This window comes from Gluconobacter sp. R75690 (genome assembly GCF_015244525.1).
In the GTDB taxonomy this organism is placed as follows: Bacteria; Pseudomonadota; Alphaproteobacteria; order Acetobacterales; family Acetobacteraceae; genus Gluconobacter; species Gluconobacter potus.
Genome location: NZ_JABCQB010000003.1, coordinates 138,026 through 158,619 on the forward strand (window position 1 = coordinate 138,026; position 20,594 = coordinate 158,619).

The 20,594-nt window shown below is 61.9% G+C and carries 15 protein-coding genes and 1 other RNA gene; 2 read left to right on the forward strand and 14 right to left on the reverse strand.

Features of this window, described 5'->3' with window-relative positions; translation table 11 throughout:
* Positions 1-120 precede the first annotated feature (120 nt).
* The 6 genes from HKD27_RS04615 to aroA all read right to left on the reverse strand — a co-directional run bounded on the left by HKD27_RS04615 (position 121) and on the right by aroA (position 11,752).
* On the reverse strand, positions 121-1,161 hold the full coding sequence (locus HKD27_RS04615) for a glycosyltransferase (RefSeq protein WP_370543876.1): 1,041 nt from the start codon (positions 1,159-1,161) through the stop codon (positions 121-123).
* A gap of 48 nt (positions 1,162-1,209) precedes the next feature.
* Complete coding sequence (locus HKD27_RS04620; protein WP_194688711.1) at positions 1,210-4,200, reverse strand: glycosyltransferase; 2,991 nt, start codon at positions 4,198-4,200, stop codon at positions 1,210-1,212.
* A gap of 24 nt (positions 4,201-4,224) precedes the next feature.
* Positions 4,225-7,572 carry a glycosyltransferase gene (locus HKD27_RS04625; protein ID WP_194688710.1) on the reverse strand — a complete coding sequence of 1,116 codons (3,348 nt, stop codon included), beginning with the start codon at positions 7,570-7,572 and terminating at the stop codon, positions 4,225-4,227.
* A gap of 246 nt (positions 7,573-7,818) precedes the next feature.
* Positions 7,819-9,531: a 30S ribosomal protein S1 gene (gene rpsA / locus HKD27_RS04630; RefSeq protein WP_194688809.1), complete on the reverse strand. Its 1,713-nt coding sequence runs from the start codon at positions 9,529-9,531 to the stop codon at positions 7,819-7,821.
* 254 nt (positions 9,532-9,785) lie between these two features.
* Positions 9,786-10,427, reverse strand: a complete 642-nt coding sequence (cmk, locus tag HKD27_RS04635; protein ID WP_194688709.1) for a (d)CMP kinase — start codon at positions 10,425-10,427, stop codon at positions 9,786-9,788.
* Entirely contained in the window at positions 10,424-11,752 is a 1,329-nt protein-coding gene (aroA, locus tag HKD27_RS04640) for a 3-phosphoshikimate 1-carboxyvinyltransferase (RefSeq protein WP_194688708.1), read from the reverse strand. The genes cmk and aroA overlap by 4 nt, the downstream gene beginning before the upstream one ends.
* 172 nt (positions 11,753-11,924) lie before the next feature.
* Between aroA and HKD27_RS04645 the strand changes: the two genes are divergently transcribed.
* Positions 11,925-12,251 carry a TIGR02300 family protein gene (locus HKD27_RS04645; RefSeq protein WP_024716857.1) on the forward strand — a complete coding sequence of 109 codons (327 nt, stop codon included), beginning with the start codon at positions 11,925-11,927 and terminating at the stop codon, positions 12,249-12,251.
* Between the two features lie 43 nt (positions 12,252-12,294).
* Positions 12,295-12,798: a hypothetical protein gene (locus tag HKD27_RS04650; protein ID WP_194688707.1), complete on the forward strand. Its 504-nt coding sequence runs from the start codon at positions 12,295-12,297 to the stop codon at positions 12,796-12,798.
* A 4-nt stretch (positions 12,799-12,802) separates the two neighbouring features.
* On the opposite strand, the gene HKD27_RS04655 is transcribed toward HKD27_RS04650, so the two are convergent.
* The 8 genes from HKD27_RS04655 to HKD27_RS04690 all read right to left on the reverse strand — a co-directional run bounded on the left by HKD27_RS04655 (position 12,803) and on the right by HKD27_RS04690 (position 20,479).
* On the reverse strand, positions 12,803-13,561 hold the full coding sequence (locus HKD27_RS04655) for an SDR family oxidoreductase (RefSeq protein WP_194688706.1): 759 nt from the start codon (positions 13,559-13,561) through the stop codon (positions 12,803-12,805).
* Positions 13,562-13,563: 2 nt separating this feature from the next.
* A complete protein-coding gene (gene recR, locus HKD27_RS04660; RefSeq protein WP_041111188.1) occupies positions 13,564-14,160 on the reverse strand; it encodes a recombination mediator RecR in 597 nt (198 codons plus the stop codon).
* A gap of 25 nt (positions 14,161-14,185) precedes the next feature.
* The gene (locus tag HKD27_RS04665; RefSeq protein ID WP_062497712.1) at positions 14,186-14,509 is read right to left on the reverse strand and encodes a YbaB/EbfC family nucleoid-associated protein; all 324 of its coding nucleotides are present in this window, start codon (positions 14,507-14,509) and stop codon (positions 14,186-14,188) included.
* A 10-nt stretch (positions 14,510-14,519) separates the two neighbouring features.
* A complete protein-coding gene (locus HKD27_RS04670) occupies positions 14,520-16,478 on the reverse strand; it encodes a DNA polymerase III subunit gamma/tau (RefSeq protein WP_194688705.1) in 1,959 nt (652 codons plus the stop codon).
* Between the two features lie 95 nt (positions 16,479-16,573).
* Positions 16,574-16,670, reverse strand: an RNA gene (ffs, locus tag HKD27_RS04675) — signal recognition particle sRNA small type.
* 74 nt (positions 16,671-16,744) lie between these two features.
* Positions 16,745-18,544 carry a gamma-glutamyltransferase gene (gene ggt, locus HKD27_RS04680; protein ID WP_194688704.1) on the reverse strand — a complete coding sequence of 600 codons (1,800 nt, stop codon included), beginning with the start codon at positions 18,542-18,544 and terminating at the stop codon, positions 16,745-16,747.
* Positions 18,541-19,341 carry a type I methionyl aminopeptidase gene (gene map, locus HKD27_RS04685; protein ID WP_041111196.1) on the reverse strand — a complete coding sequence of 267 codons (801 nt, stop codon included), beginning with the start codon at positions 19,339-19,341 and terminating at the stop codon, positions 18,541-18,543. The genes ggt and map overlap by 4 nt, the downstream gene beginning before the upstream one ends.
* 91 nt (positions 19,342-19,432) lie before the next feature.
* On the reverse strand, positions 19,433-20,479 hold the full coding sequence (locus HKD27_RS04690; RefSeq protein ID WP_194263850.1) for a D-alanyl-D-alanine carboxypeptidase family protein: 1,047 nt from the start codon (positions 20,477-20,479) through the stop codon (positions 19,433-19,435).
* Positions 20,480-20,594 lie beyond the last annotated feature (115 nt).

Consider the following 20,594-nt stretch of genomic DNA (forward strand, 5'->3'; position numbering starts at 1 on the left):
AAGGCCACGGACTGCTCCGTGGCCTTTTTTCATGCTTAACGCCTGAGCCCGGACACAAAAAAGCCGGAGACACGCTCCGGCTTTTTCAGGTTCAGGCAGGAAAGAGCGTCAGGCCGGCCCTCAGCCGATCAGCCCCTCATCCTTGAGCACGCGCAGCGCATACTGGATGCGATGCTTGTACAGATGCTCGGCCTGCGTCCGCGCCTGGGCCTTGCGGGCCATCTTCACGCGCAGATCGTTGTTGTCGAGATACGTCGTCACCAGCCGCTCGAAATCCACGCGGTTGGAGAACACCGGGATCTCGTCGGCGGAGTAATAGCGGCGGATTTCATGCGTATCCTCGTGGAACACCTGGAACGCCCCGGCCAGAGCAGCCTCGAATGTCCGCGGTCCCGGCGTGGACGGCGCAATCACGAAGCGCTTGTTCTCGAAGCTCAGCGAACGGCCAAGATTCAGCACCAGCTTGGAGCGACGATACAGCTCCACAAGCTGGGACTTCTCGATCCGCGCATCGGAGAACCCGATCCCAAGCTCACCCCAGCCCGGACCAACGATCTTGATGTTCAGGTCCCGCAGAACAGGCAGCAGGTTGCGGACGATGTCCTTGCGGTTCGTGAACGCCACGCCGCAGAACAGGACGTCGATCGTCTTTTCGGAATCCGCTTCGATCTCGCCGTAATGCAGCTTGGGGCTGGCGGCCAGCGGCAGATGGAACACCCGTTCGCGCTGATAGAAATTATGTCCCCAGCGATCGCAGGAGAAGATCACGTCGAAATCATCGGCGATGCGATAGTTCGCGTCCTGCTCGTAGGGATCTTCCGTCGCCCAGAACACCGTCACCGCGCCGATCTTCTTCGCCTCGCGGCAGACCTCGCCGAAATACGTGCTTTCCGGAAGATAGGAGCCGATGGCGAATACGATCGTCGGCTTCAGGATCCGGATGGAACTGGCCGCGGCCGAAATATGGACGGCCGTGACGTTGTCCTCGCCAAAACAGTCCGCCCAGCCATCCATGATGGACTCACGGATCTGCGCATTGGCCTGGCTTTCATACCGGCCACCACTGCAGACAAGAACGCGCCCTGTCAGGCCACTCATCCCGCTGGCCGTCCCGCTGCTGGCGCTTCCGGCTTCCACGATCGTTTCATTCACTGCGTCCATAACCTTCCCTGCTCTCCCAAACTTTTCAAACCGGAGTTCCCCGGCACGTCATGCAATGCAGCCCTGAACAATCCCTGACAGCGCCTGCCGGAAATGGACCGGAGAACAGTCCCGCTCGACAGCCGCGAGCGCGCCAGCCCTCAGAGTCTCCCACAGTTCCGCGTCCTGATAAAGCCGCTCCACGGCAGCCGCGAACGCCTCGGGATCGTCCGACGGAGCCGCCAGGATCTCCGCACCATCCGTCCAGCCGACTTCTTCCTGAAGCAGCGTCGTCACGACCTGCGGCAGACCATAGGACGCCGCTTCATGAACCTTGAACGGAATCCCGCCCGCAAACCGCGTCGGCGCCACAAACACCCGGTGCCGGTCAAACAGTTCCCGCGGATCCCCCACAGGCCCCACGATTTCCACCCGGCTGTTCGTCGAAAAAACCGTCATATCCACATCCGGCCCCACATAACCGGCGATCGTGAAATGGACATCCGGCGGCAGAACCCTGTCCAGAATCGGCAGCACACTGTCCACAAACCAGACAAGACTGTCGTGGTTGGGCGCACCCTCGTCATGGATCGCGCCGAAAAAGAGGATGCTGTGCCGGGTCTCAAACGGTGCCGGCGTCGGCTGGGGCTGCAGTTCGTGCCCGAGCACCGAGACATTCTCATAGCCCGCACGACGCACCAGATCCGCGTCATGGGACGTCACCGCGATGATCTGCTGGCAGAACCGGGCACAGTCCAGTTCCTGCTGAAGCATGTCATCGAAGCTGATATCCGGCTCCGGCAGATCCAGAACCCGGATACGCTCCAGCGTGCGGGGCGTGGCGATCACTTCCGTGTCCAGGATCGGACCGGCAGAAGGCAGATAGCGGCTCGATTCATTGAGCAGGGGCAGGAGGCGCGCCAGATTATGCGTGCGACCGATCCAGACCAGATCGTAATATCCGACCCGCTCCTGAATGAAGTCGGCGAAACTGGACAGATCACGATCCACGATCAGCTCCACCGTCTCCGGAAAGTCCCCGAACAGGTCGATGGCCGTCTGATCCCTGGGCAGCACTGGGAAAACCGTGACCTGATATCCCAGCGCCGTCATCTCATGAATGATGTCATTCGAGCGGACATAGCCGGATCCCAGACGCCGCAGAGGCAGACGGTCCTCGATGAAAAGGACCCGTTTGCGCTGGCTGATCCGGTGTTCGCGCGCCAGAACGGCGTTGCGAATGTGAGCCGGCTGCTGATGACGCAGGAAATCCTGCTGCAGACGGGCAAATGTCTTGAGATTGCCCCGGATCAGGGCATGGGATCCGGCCGCACCGGAGCTTCCGAACTCCAGATGTTCGATGACCACGTCCGGATCATAGATAATGCGCATTCCCGCCTTGAGAATCCGCACGCATAGATCGGCATCCTCGAAATAGGCTGGCGTATACCGCGGATCATACCCGCCCAGACGGCGCAGCAATGTCGTACGGACCATCAGGAAAGCGGCCGAACAATAATCGACGTCCCGGACGAAATTGGCCGTCGTCAGGTTCGGATCATCCTCGCGCAGATAACCGTAAGTCGCACCGTCCCGCCAGATGATCGATCCGGCTTCCTGCAGGCGCATGTTCGTGCGGATCAGCTTGCCGCCCACTGCCCCGATCGCGGCCTCGGAGCGCAGACGCTTCAGCGCGTTGACGATGGCGTCGGGATACAGGCGGATATCGTTGTTCAGATACAGGACAAACGGCGCTTCCGCTTTTTCCAGCGCAAGATTACACGCCTGGAGGTACCCGATATTGTAGCGGTACCGCAGGATCGTGGCGCCCCGCACCATCCGCCCGATATGGCGGGTCTGGTCATGCGAGCCCGAGTCCACAAGTATGAGCTGGACGGCGCCGGCGTAGTTGGCGCGCAGCGAAGCCAGGGCCTGCGCTGTCAGGGCAATCCGGTCATAGACGACCATGAGGACGCTGACTTCAGGAACACCGTGAACCGTGAAGTCCAGCGGATGCCGGACCAGTGACGGCAGGATGGCCTCCGCTTCCCGCTCGAACAGTACCCGGGACTGTTCCTCGTGAATCTCGGACACAGCCGCAAGCGCCGCCATACGCCCCTCGCCCAGCCCCGTCCGGCCGGCGACAAGATGGGCGAAGGCGCTGTCATACAGGCGATTGCGCACGTCATTGCGGACCTGCGCCTGCGCCATGTGGGCGGCAAGATCCACGTTTTCCTGCGGCGCACGCCCTTCGAGCGCGCCGTAACGGACGAAATGATCGTAACCGTTGCGGAAATATCCATGTTCCAGCGACGGCACCATATCCGGATGGGCCTGCCGATAAAACTCTTCGGAGAAGAACTCCTGGGGATCGAAAAGACGCGGTGTTTCGTTAGTGAGGTAATGATGCAGGGCGCTCGAATAATGACCTGCGGCAATTTCCTGCCGGACCTCGGGATAGCGCGTCAGATACCAGACCGGGTCGAAATACCACGAGACGCGTCCGGCATCTGCAACATGGGCCGGCAGTCCGAGCCATGACCCGAACAGCCCGATCCGGCTGTCAAAACAGTCCGGAAATATCAGGGAAAGCTCGCGGCAGAGTTCATCATCGAAGAAATGATGTCCTCTGTAATAGTGGCTCTCTCCGATCTCAAGATAATGGTCGTAGCCGTTGCGAAAACCGTTCTCGCTCAGAAAACGCTGCGTGAGCTCCGGATAACGGCGGCGGTATCCCGGTTCGTCAAACAGCCAGTGCGGAGAATGGGTTCTGTATCCGGTTGCAGTATAATGCTCGAAACCCGACGCCCATTCTTCCCGGATCAGCCCCTGACGCACATCCTTGTGCGCGTCACGATACCAGATCTCATCAAAATACCGGTTCGGGGAATGTCCGTAACGCTGGCCCGTCTGAAGATAGAACGCATACGGATCGTCCTGTCCTTCTTCCCGCATCCAGTCCCGCACCTCGGGATAGCGCAGCAGATACCACTGCGTATCAAAGCGGGCCCACCGGGGCTCCCGCGTCTCGGATAACGGGGCTGAAACAGTTTCGGACATCAGGGCAAGCCTCCTGCTCGCAGGTCAGGAAACGATTTTTCCCGCGAGAAGACGTTCCCCGCGTTCGACGTTCTCGGTGTGCAGGTCGACATATTCCGCAGACAGGATCGCACCATTATCGAATGTCACGGCAATATTCGTCATCCTCGATCCGTAGAGGTCTCCCACGACGTTCACCAGAATGAAACGATAGACGCCATCAAGCGGGCGGGCATAGCCTTCGCGCGGCATGAACGTACCACAGAATCCGGCACAGATCGGTGCATCGCGATGCGCTGTCCCGACATCGGCACGGAGCACACGTTCCAGCGCGAAGAATACGATCTCATCACGGCTTTCCGAAACCAGCCCGCCATAGACCTGGCCGGCACGGGACAGATTGCGAAAGAACATCCACCCCCGGACTGCCAGAGGACCATCCGGAGTCAGCTCAGCGGGGGGATCGCCAGCCAGCCCCGTGAAATCATCGATGGAATAATCCAGTGCCCCGGACGTGTAAGGATGCATCTGGTGCTTGCCGACACCGGACAGCTTCACACCACGCATCAGACCGTCACTATGGGAGACACGGCGGAAGTCGGACAGGATAAGGTCGTTGGAAGGAGCAGAGCGGATGATCTTCCGGATCTGGCCACCTTCGACTTCGATCTGCATGGACGTCAGCTGGAACGCCCCCTGACCGTTGACCACGTTGATCAAACCGATGCGGAAACGTCCCTCACACCATTTCCCACGCAGCGCAACCTTACCGGAGAAGCCGGCACGACGCGGAGCATTGACGAAAAGCTCTGCGATATCCGCCCGGATCTCGCGCTGGCATTCCAGGAAGATCATGGCGCTGTCGGGGTCTTCGCCCAGCAGGACCGTGAACATCTGCCCCGCAGAACTGATTCCGGGAAGGATCATCCATCCGCGGATATGGAACTCGGGTGCTCCCGGGAAGGGCTTCTCTTCCACACCGGAGAAAACATGGTGACAGATGTCATCGATATAACATTCGGCACCCTGCACCGAGAACCAGTCTGAAACGGGGACCGGCATTTCCACGGACAGATCGCGCGCGGTCGGCGGATCGAAGATGTGCCGCGGCGGTGCCTGATGGCGCCAGGTGGGATGGGCCAGAAGATGAACCTGCCCGGCATCCAGACGAAGTTCCGACACACCCATTTCGCGACGCGGTGCCGTATCGTGATAGAGCGCCAGCAGTTCATCAGCATAGTCCCGGGCATGGGTCCAGAGCGCAGGCGTGATGTTCTGCATGATCTGACGCCGCAGGGGTTCGGACGAACGCAGCAGTTCCAGCCGCTCGAGCACCATGCTCGGGCGGCTGATGGGAACCTTGAAACCGTTGACGCCGTCTTCGACGCGATCTCCCAGAGCGCCCACATCGGTCACGATGGGGATGAGACCATTCTGCCAGGCCTCGGACAGGGAGATGCAGTAGGTCTCGGGCCAGATCGACAGGTTCAGCGCAACATCGGCCACCTTCAGCGCCTCGATGTCTCCCATCTCATAACGGCCGTAAATCTTGACATTCGGACGCGGAACCGCAGTCAGGACCGCTTCATATTCCGGATGCACATAGCCAAAGATATGGAAGACGAAATGGTCCGGATGAGCGATATCGATCAGGTTGAGGATCGTATCGGCACCCTTGGTCCGCAGGAAGTTCCCGACAATCGCAACACCGAGAGGGCGATCCCCTAGAGGCTCGTAGGGCTTCATCACGACCGGAACGGTGTTGTCCGGGCTGGGAATGCCCATCACAAGGCTGCGCTTGGTATCAAGCACCGGATAGATTTCGTGCGTCAGGTTCCGGGAATGGACTGTGCCAAACAGGATGGCATCGACGGAATGCAGCATCTTGGCCACGAAGGCACGACGGGTCTGCTCACCGCCATGATCCACATTTTCGGAGGCCTTGAGGGTAATATCGGCGGCCAGAACGGAGCGGACCTCGTCCTCGACGTAGCGGAGCTCGTGATTCAGCAGATTGTAACGGGCAGAAACCAGCCAGAAATCATGGGCGGAGAAAATCACGCCCGCGCCATTGGCCTTCGCAATGATCGGCAGCGACAGGGCGTGATGCCCCAGATGCTGGAAGTGAACGAGATCAATATTGTACTGGCTGATAACGCTGGAAAACGCCATTTCTTCCGGCGAATCACACATCGCGTCCTGCCAGCCCACTTCCGGCACGTCGAAGCGCTCCAGTTCATGGCCATTGGCCGTGGTCAGACGGCAGAAACCGCCACGACGCAACCAGTAGAAATATTCCACATCACGCGACAGAAGCGCGCACAGGCCCTGCTGATAGACTTCAACACCACCCCATGCCTGCTCGTGAATCGTGGAATGCGTGCACATCAGCACACGCAGACGCCGGCGACGACGCAGGGGCCCAAGAGCCTGGGTCCGGCGCCCGAAATCGGCCCCGGTAATATCGCGCATCTTTTCGAGACGGTGCTCGTACAGATGCTGCGATACGACGGATTTCTGCGCAGCCAGAGCCGCATTGCGACGTGCCCCCTTCTGCTGGAGCAGCCGGGCAATGGCATTGACGACCTGATTGGCATCCCGGGCAAGGGAAATACCATTCACCGTCTCGAAATGTTCAGCCGCCATGCTTTCCGGAGCTTCGACAACCTGTGCGGCACCCGCCAGCGCGAGTTCAAAAAAACGTGGGCCAGGGGCCGTAGCCTGGCTGACATCCCCGTGACTGGCATAGTCACGGAACATGGTCAGGGTGACGGCGCTGACATTCGCGAAATCAATGAAGGCTTCGTGGCTGATCGGGCGCTGGATGGCCAGCGCAGCCAGATCGGCCGGGAGAGGTGGCAGGAATTCGTTGGTCGGGCAGACGAGCTTGAGACGGGCATCGGGGAACGCCGCGATGACCTTGCGCAGGGTATGGACGCGATTAGGCCACATCGTACCGGCAAAGAAAATATCATATTCCAGCTCGGCTGCGGGAAGCACAGCGCGCTCGTGAATCGACGGACTCGCGGCCAGCGGAAGGTAGTGCCCCTTGCCGTGATAATATTCGGCACAGGACGGATCATTCGTGAAGACATAATCGAAGAGTTCGGCATTCTCGACATTGAAGTCCCGCATGAAGGGGTCTTCGAAAGTCCAGAGAATCATGGTCCTGAACGCAGGGCGCACACGACGGATCAGGGGCAGATTGATGCGCTGGGCATCCAGGCAGATCAGGACATCATGCTCACCTGATGCCGCGATACCAGCCAGGCTCATGTTGTCCGCAACAACAACATGCTCCTTGCCAAAGAGCGTCTGGGCTGCCCGCTGAACAGCAAGCGTCAGATAGGAATTGGGATTGTGGGTATAGTTTGTGTTGTAAATGACCGCCATCAATCTCTTGGGCTCGGATGCCCACTCCCATATTCAATATTGGCCAGTCGTCCGGATTCCAGCAGGGCATGCCCTTCCGTTCACGACATTTCCGTCTCAGCGCATTCTCTTGTGTAGCGGATGGCGCCGTTAAGAAAAAGCCCACTCGGAAAGAATGAATTTTCAATAAAAAAAGGGCCGCCGAAGCGACCCTTTTCATATCCGACCGGGAAAGGAAATCCTCTCCCGGTTCACCAAAGCGGGAGCTCAGGCGTCCGTGTTACGGCGGCGGATGGCGGCACCCAGGATATCACCCAAGGACGCGCCCGAGTCAGAAGACCCGTACTCGTTGATGGCCTGCTTGTCTTCCTCGACCTCACGGCCGCGGATCGTCAGGGCCAGCTTGCGGGACGCGCGATCAACGGAGACGACCTTGGCGTCAACCTTTTCACCGACTGCGAAACGCTCCGGACGCTGCTCGGCCTTGTCACGGGCCAGCTCGGCGCGACGGATGAAGCCGGTCAGAACGTCGTCGACCTTCACTTCGATGCCGTTGCTCTGAACAGCCGTCACGACGCAGGTGACGACAGCACCCTTCTGGACGCGGGACAGAGTGTCGGCTGCCGGATCTTCCTGAAGCTGCTTGATGCCCAGGGAGATGCGCTCCTTCTCGGGATCCACGTCGAGAACCTTGGCCTTGACGACCTGGCCCTTTTCGTAGTGCGCCATGGCTGCTTCGCCCGGCTCGTCCCAGGACAGGTCGGACATGTGAACCATGCCGTCGATGTCGGCGGAAAGACCAACGAACAGACCGAATTCGGTGATGTTGCGGATCTCGCCTTCGATGATCGAACCGACCTTGTGCTCTTCCTCGAACTGCTCCCACGGGTTGCGCTGAACCTGCTTGAGGCCGAGGGAGATGCGGCGCTTGGCGCTGTCCACATCCAAGACCATGACGTCGACTTCCTGCGAAGTGGCGACGATCTTGCCCGGATGGACGTTCTTCTTCGTCCAGGACATCTCGGAAACGTGCACCAGACCTTCGACGCCCGGCTCCAGCTCCACGAATGCACCGTAGTCGGTGATGTTCGTGACGCGGCCCGTGAAGCGTGCACCAGCCGGATACTTGATGGCGACGTTTTCCCACGGATCAGCTTCAAGCTGCTTCATGCCGAGGGAGATGCGCTGCGTGTCCGGGTTGAAGCGGATGACCTGCACGCGGACCGGCTGGCCGATCTGCAGGGCTTCGGACGGGTGGTTGATGCGCTTCCAGGCGATGTCGGTGACATGCAGGAGGCCGTCAACGCCGCCGAGATCAACGAACGCACCGTAGTCGGTGATGTTCTTGACGACGCCGTCGAGGATCATGCCTTCCTTCAGGCCCTGGATCAGCTCGGAGCGCTGTTCCGCACGGGTCTCTTCGAGAACGGCACGACGCGAGACAACGATGTTGCCACGGGCGCGGTCCATCTTCAGGATCTGGAACGGCTGCGGCTGGCCCATCAGCGGCCCGACGTCACGAACCGGACGGATATCGACCTGGCTGCCCGGAAGGAACGCCATGGCGCCGCCGAGATCAACCGTGAAGCCGCCCTTGACGCGACCATAGATCGTGCCGTTGACGCGCTGGTTGTTGGCGAATGCACGCTCCAGGGCGGTCCATGCCTCTTCGCGGCGAGCCTTCTCGCGCGACAGGACGATGGAGCCGTCACGGTCTTCGTAACGCTCGACATAAAGCTCGACGACGTCGCCCGGCTTCACGTCCGGGGCAACGCCGGCCGGACCGAATTCCTTGAGGGAGACGCGGCCTTCGCTCTTGAGGCCGACATCGACGATTGCGAATTCGTCGGTCAGGCGGACAACGCGGCCCGTGACGACGGAGCCGTCAAAGCCGGTGTCGCGGCCCAGGGTCTCTTCGAGAAGGGCTGCGAAATCCTCGGTACCGTGATCGGCCGTGGGGGTCTGAGTGGCTGAAGCCATGTAGATACTATATTCCCGGATGCCCGTTCCCTTGGCGGAGCGGATATCCACGTCTGCGCCAGATCCATGACGGACCGGACGTCTCCCCGCTGCCGCTGAACGGTCAGATCGGGTTGTTGGTTGTTTGACCTGCCTGCCAGACGCAGAACAGACCATCTCCCTGCCCTTGCGGCCGGGTGATACGGTGCACCAACACCCTGCGGGGGCGCGGTGTCAATAAAAAAAGGCGCTTTTTCGGGCGCTGCGTCGTCAGGTCAGTTTCGCGCGCAACGCAGGACAACGGTTTCGCAGGCCTTATCAAGGACCTCGGCGGCAGAGAGCGTGTCGGTCTCGATCAGGATGGCGTCGGGAGCCTGCACCAGCGGAGCGGTTTCACGCGATGAGTCGCGCTCGTCCCGCGCCACGATCTCGGCCACGGCAGCCTCCAGGGCGGCCTCGCCCAGCGGAGTCCCGCCATGGACCTGATGATGACGGCGCAGCGCACGGGTGCGGGGCGAAGCCGTAATGAAGAACTTTACGTCCGCATCGGGGAAAACGACGGTGCCGATGTCACGACCATCCACGACCGCGCCCGTTTCCGACGCGAAGACGCGCTGGCGTTCGAGCAGGGCCGCGCGGACGGCGGGCTGCGCTGCCACGAGGGAAGCGCCACGGTCGATCTCGGGGACGCGCAGATCCGTGCGGGCCAGATCGGCCTGTTGCAGGGCCTGGGCTTCTGCCGACGCATCACCAGCCGGATCCAGTCCGGCATTCACCATCCGGCGGGCAACGGCGCGATAGAGCAGCCCGGTATCAAGGTATGGCAGGCCCAGCTTTGCAGCGAGCGCCTTGGCAAGCGTGCCCTTCCCGGCTGCGGCGGGACCATCGACGGCAATTACAAGCGGACGAACGGTCACGGTGTCAGCCCCGCGCCGAGGGCATTCATCAGGTCCACGAAGCCGGGGAAACTGGTTTCGATGAAAGCCGTGTCGTCCACGTTCACGGGCTTCTGGGCGGCAAGACCAAGCACGACGGCGCTCATGGCGAGGCGATGATCCATGTGGGTCTGGACCGTGCCGCCGCCGAGCGGGCCGTGATAGCCCTTCACGATGAGATCGTCGCCGATCACTTCGGTTTCAGCGCCGTTCACGTTCAGCAGCGCAACCGTGGACGCCAGACGGTCGCTTTCCTTCACGCGCAGCTCTTCCAGACCGCGCAGACGGGAGGAACCGTCCGCAAAGGCGCAGGCCACGGCGAGAACCGGATATTCGTCGATCATGGACGGCGCGCGCTCGGGCGGAACATCCACGCCCTTGAGCTGGCTGTAGCGCACATGCAGATCGCCGACCGGCTCACCGCCTTCGATGCGTTCGTTTTCGATAGAGAGACTGGCGCCCATTTCGATCAGCGTCGTGAACAGACCCGTGCGCAACGGGTTGAGCCCCACGCCTTCAATCCAGATATCCGAACCCGGCACCAGCAGAGCGGCAACAATCGGGAAGGCTGCGGAGGACGGATCGCCGGGGACGGTCACGTCACGGGCGGTCATGCGCACCGGACCCGTCAGGGCGATTCGGCGTCCGCCGGCACCGAAGCGGGAAACATCGACCTCGACACCAAAGTGGCGGAGCATGTTTTCCGTATGGTCGCGGGTCGCGACAGGCTCTTCCACAACCGTGGTGCCGTGGGCGTTCAGACCGGCCAGCAGGATGGCGGATTTGACCTGGGCGGACGCGACCGGAAGGCGGTATTCGATCGGCTTGGCTTCGCCCGTGCCGCGGATCGCCATCGGCAGGCGACCACCCTCGCGGGTCAGGAACTCGGAGCCGTTGGCCGCCAGCGGAACCGTCACGCGGCGCATGGGACGCGAACGCAGGGAGGCATCACCCGTCATGATGCTGTTGAAAGCGTGGGAGGACAGGATTCCGGAGAGCAGACGCGCTGCCGTGCCGGAATTGCCCATGTCCAGCACATCTGCCGGCTCGGTCAGGGCGCCCACGCCGCGCCCCTCGATCACCCAGTCCGCACCTTCACGCGTGATGGTCGCGCCCAGCGCGCGCATGGCGTCTGCCGTCCGCAGCACATCCTCGCCTTCGAGCAGGCCGGTCACATAGGTCCGGCCTGAGGCGAGAGCGGCGAACATCAGCGAGCGGTGGCTGATGGATTTGTCACCCGGGACACGGGTGCGGCCGGAAAGTCCCTTGGGGGACGCGGAGACGGTCAGGGGGCGCGAGACTTGCATGGCAATGTTCTTGCTGGGGCTCCCCTCGCCTGTCAATCACCTCGTGAATCATGCCGGGGTGGCGCAGTCATGCGCCTGAAAACTGTCAGGAATCATGCTTCGGGATTTGACAGGGCGCGCGCAAGATGGCATGGCCGCGTTCCTTATTCGAGGCATTAGCAGGCTCCGCACAATGGCAAAACCCGAACTTGGTCTGAAACGGACATGCGTTGAATGCAGCGCCCGCTTCTATGACCTCAACCGCGTCCCTGCGGTGTGCCCGAAATGCGGCACGACGCAGCCGGACGATTCCCGTCTCAAGCGCAGCGAGGTTCCGCTGCCGGAAGAGAAGGATCCGAAGCCCAAGGCCGCCGAGCTTGAGGACGATGTGGATCTGGAAGTCGCCGAAGACGAGGACGATGATGATGTGATCGCCCCGGACGACGATCTGGACGATGACGATGATCTCAGCAATGACATCGAAGTCCCGAACGACAAGGATGACCGCGACGACAACTAAGGTTGTCTCCAAAGTCCTCTGGGCTGTTTTTCTGGCGGTACTGATGAGCGGCTGTTCTGATCCGGAAGGTGTATTTGCCCCGGACAGCGCAGCCGTTCGCGCATTCAGGGCCCGGCTCGATAGCCAGCCCAGCGCCACGGCAGCACTTCAGGCCCGCTGCCCCACCCCGATCCGCGTGATCCGCCTGAGCGTGGACCGGCCGGTGACGGAAGATATTCTGACGCTCCTGCAGGTCCGCGAAACGCATCAGGTCATGACGCGTCATGTCCGGCTGCTGTGCGGCGAGACCGTGCTGTCGGATGCGTGGAACTGGTATGTGCCAGAGCGCCTCTCCCCCGCCATGAATACCCTGCTGGAACAGACGGACACGCCGTTCGGTCGTGTGGTCCACCAAACTGCTTTCCGGCGTCAGAGACTCGAAACACGTTTTCCGGGCAGGGTATCGGGAATCGTTCTGGAAAACCGCGCGCTGCTAAGGCGCGGGGTCGATGACGCGCCGATTTCACTCGTCGTGGAAGATTATCTTCCGGCCGCGATCCGCCCCTGAGACTTCAGGACGCGGGCGACCAGTTCAAATGCTGGCCGCCGTCGAGCGCAAGCATCTGGCCTGTCACGGATGGCAACGCAAACAGCGCGAGCGCAGCCTGAGCGATTTCCTCGGGTGAGGAGCCGTGTTGCAGCGGAGTTCGCGCGCACATGCTGTCAAAATGTTCCTGGCTCTGACGCACGGCCGGCAGGACCGGACCGGGACCGATCGCATTCACCCGCACCCGGGGCGCGAGTGCGAGGGCCATGGTCTGCGTCAGGGTCCATAACCCCGTGCGGGACAGGGTATAGCTGACGAAATGCGGGGTCAGGTTCCAGACACGCTGGTCCAGCATATTCAGGATCAGACCCTCTGCCTCTTCGGGAAGTGCCTGCGCCATGGCCTGTGAGAGAACGAACGGCGCGCGAAGATTGGTTTCGAGATGCAGGTCCCAGCTTTCGCGGGTCACGCTGCCCATTTCATCACGGACAAAGGCGGACGCATTGTTGATGAGGATGCCGACCGGGCCAAGCGCGGCGCTGGCACGAAGCAGAAGCGCTTCCACATCCTCTTCGCGTTGCAGATCTGCCTGCAGGACGCAGCCTTTGCCGCCGATCCGCTCCAGCAGGGCTTCAGCCTCGCGCGTACTGTCACGGCAGTGAATGGCGACCGCGAATCCCTGCTCCGCCAGCATCTCCACGAGAGCAGCGCCAATACGGCGCGCGCTTCCCGTGACGAGCGCGACACGGGGAACGCGCAGTGGAATCCGGAAGGGCAGCGTCATGGTCAGAGAGAGCGACGGGCCGTAAGGGCCGCAGCCAGCGTGCCGTCATCCAGCACATCCAGTGCGCCGCCCATGGGGACGCCATGCCCCACGCGCGTCACGGTCACGCCCGTGGGTAGCAGACGCTCCTGAAGCCAGTGCGCGGTCGTTGCGCCTTCAACGGTGGCGCTCAGGGCAAGGATCACTTCCCTTACCCCGCCTTCCTCGATCCGCTCGAACAGCGGGCGGACATTCAGGTCATCGGGGCCAAGCCCGGCGAGCGCGGACAGGGTGCCGCCCAGAACCTGATAAACGCCGCGATGGACGCCTGCGCGTTCCAGCGCCCAAAGATCGCCCACGGTCTCGACCACGCAGATCAGGCCCCGGTCACGCCCTGCATCCGTGCAGATATGGCACGGATCGACCGTATCGAGATTGCCGCATAGGGTGCAGGTCTTCACGCTCGTGGCTGCGCGCTCCATCAGATGGGCGAGCGGCAGCATCCGGCTTTCCGGCTGGCGCAGAAGAGCCAGCGCGGCCCGACGGGCGGAGCGTGGCCCCAGTCCCGGCAGACGCGCAAGCATGGTGATCAGCTGGTCGATGTCGCCGTGGCCCATCATGGGCGTGCAGTCCCTGTCAGCCGGATCAGAACGGCAGCTTCAGACCGGCCGGAAGGTCGAGCCCACCGGTTACGTCACGCATGGCTTCAGAGCTTGCAGCTTCAGCCTTGGTCTTGGCATCCGTATAGGCGGCAACGATCAGGTCCTGAAGCGTTTCAATATCGCTCGGATCGGCCAGCTGCGGGTCGATCTTCAGATCACGCATCTCGCCCTTCCCCGTCAGCTTGACCGTCACCAGACCCGCACCGGCAGAGCCTTCGACAATGAGAGACGCCAGATTGCTCTGGGCGGCTTCCATCTTGGCCTGCATCTGGCTGGCCTGCTTCATCAGTCCGGCAAGGTTCTTCATCGGTATCGTCCTATCGGTTCAGGTTCAGATCGTCTTCATCAAGGAAATCGGCATCCAGGGGTGCGAATTCCAGATCGGGCGGTTCGTCATCGGTCAGCGGCACGGTGATTTCCGGCGGCAGACCGTATTCATCAAGGGAATGATCCTGCACGTCCCCGATCTTCGCGCCCGGAAAAGTCTTCAGGATGGCCTGCACCAGCGGGTGCTGCTCCACCGAAGCCTGATTGATCGCTATGACTTCGGCACCCTGCTCATCCAGCGTCGGCTCGCCCGGAGCCGTTGAGGCACTGACGCGCCACTGGCCGGGATAGACACGGTCCAGCAGTTTCTGAAGCTGGCGTTCGATGCGGGCCTGCGGCTCTTCGGCGCGGATCTGCACATCCGGCGGCGAAAAGCGCACGAGATGCACGGCATTGCGCAGCAGGCCATGCAGAACCGGTTCACGCTCACGCGCCACCATCGCCACCATTTCACGCCAGGTCCGTGGTGGGGGCGGAAGCTCGGGTTCGGGCTCTGGTTCCGCAACCGGCTCGGCATAACCGATGCCGGGCTCGACAATCTCACCCCCATTGGCGACCAGCCGGACATGCGCGCGGGGTCCGGGACCACCAGAGGTCTCACTGACACTGCTGGACGCGATGCCACTGACCGCCCCGGACGGCGCGGCGGAAGACGCCCCCCCCATCGGGCCGGACGGACCAGCCGGGAGCGACAGGTCCTGTCCCCCTTCGGTCAACTGGCGGATCAGGCGGTCCGGCGTGGGCAGCAGGCTGGCATGGCACAGACGGATCAACACCATCTCGGCCGCCTGACGGCGATCCGGAGCGGTCTCGACTTCCTGCACCCCCTTGAGCAGGATCTGCCAGGCGCGCCCCAGAACAGCATTGGACAGCCGATCGGCCAGAGCCGCACCGCGCGTGCGCTCGGCTTCCGGCAGATCCCGGCCTTCCCGTAGCGAGGGAATGGCCTTGAGGCGCGAAATCAGGTGCAGCAGGTCCAGCAGATCCGCCAGCAGAACGCCGAGATCGGCACCACGGGCATAGGCCTGATCGGTCAGGTCCAGCGCGTCCGCTGGTTTGCCAGCCATCAGGGCGTCCAGCAGATCGAAGACCAGTCCGCGATCCGCCAGGCCGAGCATATCGGCCACGGCATCGGCGTCACTGGCCCCCTGCGCGATGGCCTGATCGAGCAGCGAAAGCCCGTCACGCACGGAGCCATCCGCCGCACGGGCAATCAGGGCAAGCGCGTCTTCAGAAAGAATCGCGCCTTCTTTAACGGCAATATTGTGGAAATGCCCGGCCAGAAGAGACTGCGGAACACGGCGCAGGTCGAAACGCTGGCAACGCGACAGCACCGTCACCGGGACCTTGCGCAACTCGGTCGTGGCGAAAATAAACGTGACCTGCGGCGGCGGTTCTTCAAGCGTCTTGAGCAGCGCGTTGAAAGCGTTGCGTGAGAGCATGTGGACTTCATCGATGATGAAGACCTTCATCCGCGCCTGCATCGGGCGGAAGCGCGTGGCCTCGATGATTTCGCGCACATCGTCCACGCCGGTGCGGGAAGCGGCATCCATTTCCAGAACGTCGGGATGACGGTCCGCGAGAATGGCAGTGCAGTTGGGGCAAACGCCACAAGGATCGGCGGTCGGACCGCCATTGCCGTCCGGGCCCACACAGTTCAGGGCGCGGGCGATGATCCGGGCTGTCGTCGTCTTGCCGACACCGCGCACGCCGGTCAGCATGAAGGCATGTGCCACACGCTTGAGTTCGAAAGCACGGCGCAGGATGCGGACGAGGGAATCCTGACCGATCAGGTCATCGAAGGTCTGCGGACGGTATTTGCGGGCCAGAACGCGATAGGGCGTGGCCTCGGCAGCCGGAGGCGCAGACATTTCCGGCTCTGGCGCGTCTCCAAAGAAGCCGCCGCCATTTTCGGGCGGCAGGGGGAGATCGTCGTTGTCATCAGTCATGGAAGTGTTGAACCCTCAGCACCGAGGATGGGACCGTGCACTAACGGTCGGGACGCTGCATGGAATGAACCGGAGCGTCCGGTGATCTGTGTGAGGTAGGAGGCCGGACATTCAACCCGGATAAAACTCACTGCGGCTGCTTCCTTCCGGACCTGACCGGGTTGGCAAGGTATCCGTCCAAAGCCGACCTCCCGGCGCTCTCCTAACACGGAGAGAGGGGTGTCTGACAACCCCCAATCATCAGAGTGCGCCCTCATTGTCCCGTCTTATTCTCCGACAGCCGCCCCGCCCATGTGGCGCGGATCAGCTGCACCATAGATCAGGCCGGTCTTGGCAGCGGACAGGCTCGGGTGGTCCGCAAGAATACCTTCAGCCACCCCCCAGGGGCGATGCGGCGACAGGGCATAGCCTTCGGCCTTGAGGGTCTGCATGGTCTCGTCAGACAGCGCGCCGGGTTCCAGCTCGACAGCCGAAGGCTCCCACTGCTCGTGGATTCGCGGCAGATCCACGGCCTGACGGATATCCAGCCCGTAATCGATCACACCCAGAATGACGGACAGCGTGATGGTCGGAATCCGCGACCCACCCGGGCTGCCGATCACCATGACGGTCTTGCCATCACGCGAAACGATGGACGGTGACATCGACGACAGGGGCGTCTTGCCCGGCGCAATCGCATTCGCTTCCGAACCGACAATGCCGAACATGTTGGGCGCACCCGGCTTGGACGAGAAATCGTCCATTTCGTCATTCATCCAGATGCCGGTATGGCCACCCATCACGCCCGCACCGAACCATCCATTGAGGGTATAGGTCGCGGAAACGGCCATGCCATCATGATCGAGCACGGAGAACTGCGTCGTCTCGTGCTTTTCCTGCGTGTCAGGCGCCCCCTGCGCCACGGGAGCGGGAAGCGGCTCCCCTGCCCTCAGCGTGCTGGACGACAGGGCGTGATCGGTCGGGATGCCCTGACGGATCTGATAGGCATAGGCCGGGTCGGTCAGGTGCTCGACGGGGTTGTGCACGAAATCCGGATCGCCCAGGTCACGGCGGTCTGAATAGGCGTGCCGCATGGCCTCAACTTCACGCTGCACGGACGGTGCCGTGTGCAGGCCAAGCGCATGCATGTCGTAGCCGGACAGGATGTTCAGGATCTCGCAAAGCGCAACGCCGCCACCGCTCGGCGGGGGCGCGGTATCGATCGTGTAACCGCGATAGGTGCAGCGGATCGGTTCGAGATGGCGGATGTGATAGGACGTGAAATCGGCAGGCTGAAGCAGACCGCCGCCTTCCGTGCTTGCACGCACGATTTCTTTCGCGATCGGACCTTCATAGAAAGTTTTAGGGCCTTCCTTCGCGACCAGTTCGAGGGAGTTGGCCAGATCCTTCTGCACCAGACGGTCACCGGCCTGAAGCGGCGTACCATCGGGACGCAGATAGAACGCCCGGGCATACGGGTCCTTCTGGAAATAGCGCGTAGACGTGTGCAGGAGATCCGCATCGCCCTGATTCAGAATGAAGCCGTCACGGGCCAGCGCAATGGCAGGCGCCATGACCTTGGCGCGCGACAGGTGGCCCCATTTTTGCAGGATAGCGTCCAGACCCGCCACCGTGCCAGGGATGGCAACGGCCTTCCAGCCCTCGGTGGAGAGGCCCGGAATGACCTTGCCCGAAGCGTCCTGATACATCGTGGCCGTTGCGGCACCCGGAGCATGCTCGCGGAAATCAATGAAGACCGTCTGGCCGGTCTTCAGGCGCAGGGTCATGAAGCCGCCGCCGCCGATATTGCCGGCTGCGGGGTAAACCACGGCCAGCGCATATCCGACAGCCACAGCCGCATCGACCGCATTCCCGCCCTGCGCCAGAATCTTCGCGCCCGCATCGGAGGCGAGATGCTGGGCCGAGACCACCATGCCGTGACGCCCCGAAGCCAGAACACCGGCACTGACATGATCCGGACCGAAGGCCAGCGGATCATGGGCGGAGCTGAGCGCTTGAGGCGCGGCATTGGCGAGCGTCGTGCTGCTGATCAGGAGCGTGGCGAGAAGAAGCGGAAACGCTCTCATGCAGTCTCTCCGTAGGGTGGCTTGGTGTAGCCTTTGGGGGACAGGGTGAAGATTTCGCAGCCATCGGCCGTCACGCCGACCTGATGCTCGAACTGGGCGGACAGGGTGCGGTCACGGGTAACGGCTGTCCAGCCATCATCAAGGATCTTCACGTCCGGACGGCCAATGTTCAGCATCGGCTCGATCGTGAAGACCATACCTTCCACGAGCTTCACGCCCTCGCCCGGCCTGCCGTAGTGCAGAATGTTCGGCTCGGAGTGGAAATCGCGGCCGATGCCATGGCCGCAGAAATCCCGCACGATGGAGAAGCGGTTGGCCTCTGCATATTCCTGGATGGCATGGCCGATATCGCCAAGCGTGTTGCCGGGACGGACCTGGGCGATGCCGCGCATCATCGCATCATAGGTCACATCGACCAGCTTCTCGGCCTTCTTGGGCGCCTTGCCCACGACATACATGCGCGAACTGTCGCCATACCAGCCATCCAGAATGGAGGTGACGTCGATATTGACGATATCCCCGTTGGACAGCTTCTTGGAGCCCGGAATGCCGTGGCACACGACGTGGTTGATCGAGATGCAGCAGGATTTCGGATAGCCGCGATAGTTCAGCGGGGCCGGCGTGGCGCCATGAGCGATCGTGAAGTCATGGATAAGCTGGTTAAGCTCTTCCGTGGTGACGCCAGGCTGAACATGGGGGGTGATCATGTCCAGCGCCTCTGCCGTCAGACGACCGACGCGATGCAGATGTTTGAAATCGTCCTGATCGTAGAGAACGATACCCCGTGCCTTATCCATATCTGCTGCCCGATCCTTCAATCTTCAAAAAGCCCGGACAAAATGCGTCTGTCCGGACTGGATCGCAAGGCGGCAGGTCAGATTTTCGGCATCAGCTGTGCCGGGAACGCTTTTTGTGGGCGACGACATGACGCGCGCTGACCATCCGGACGGCCGCGCCATGATGGGAAATCCGCCCATAACGGCGCGGAGCGGTCGGGGCATCGGCCACTTCCATCGGACGCGACGACGCGAGCAGGACAGAGTGACGGAAATGACCGCGACGACGGGCCGAAGCCATCAGCACGCCGGACGGTGCCACCGGGTGAAGAAGCGGCTGGGGCGCGACCCCCTCATCGGCAAAGCCCTTGTCGAGCAGCGACACCATTTCCATCGAACGGCGGGTATTGTTCGACGCCCCCATGACCACACCGATCAGGCGGACATTGCCGCGCTGGGCGGACGTGATGAGATTGTGGCCTGCAAGATCGGTATAGCCGGTCTTGAGACCATCCGCGCCCGCATAGATCTTCAGCATCGGGTCATGGTTCGGGACCATGCGGCGATGGAAGTAGAACGAAGGTACGTTGAAATAGTGATAATACTGCGGGAAATCCGAAATCAGATGCTGTGACAGCAGGGCAAGATCATGGGCCGTGGTGACCTGATCCGGATCCGGCAGGCCGGACGCATTGCGGAAGGTCGTGTTGGTCATGCCGAGGGCGCGGGCCTGCTGCGTCATGAGCTGCGCGAAGCGGACCTCGTCCCCCCCGCCGAGAAACTCACCAAGAGCGCAGGCGGCGTCATTGGCGGATTTGGTGACGAGTCCCAGAATACCCTGTTCCACCGTCAGACGCGTCCCCGGCACGAGCCCGAGCTTGGAAGGCGCCTGGACGGATGCGTGAATGGAGACCGGAACCTGATCGTCGAGCGTGATCTGATGGGCCTCAAGGGCGCGGAAGGTCAGATACAGGGTCATGAGCTTGGTCAGGGACGCCGGATAGCGCTGAAGCTCGGCATCCGTTGCCGAGAGAACCGCGCCCGTGCGGGCATCCATCACATAGCTGGAGATATGTCCGGCATACTGCGCTTTGGCAGATCCCAGACCCATGGCTGTCATGGCGCACAACAGAAAAGCTTTCTGGAACGGAAAACGCATTTGTCTGACAGCCTCTGAACGGAACATCGTCGCGGGAAGGGTTTCGGGCTCTAAAGCCACCGGCGTTGCAGATACTCTAGGCGCATTGAAAACTTCCCGTCCACCAGCTTTGAAG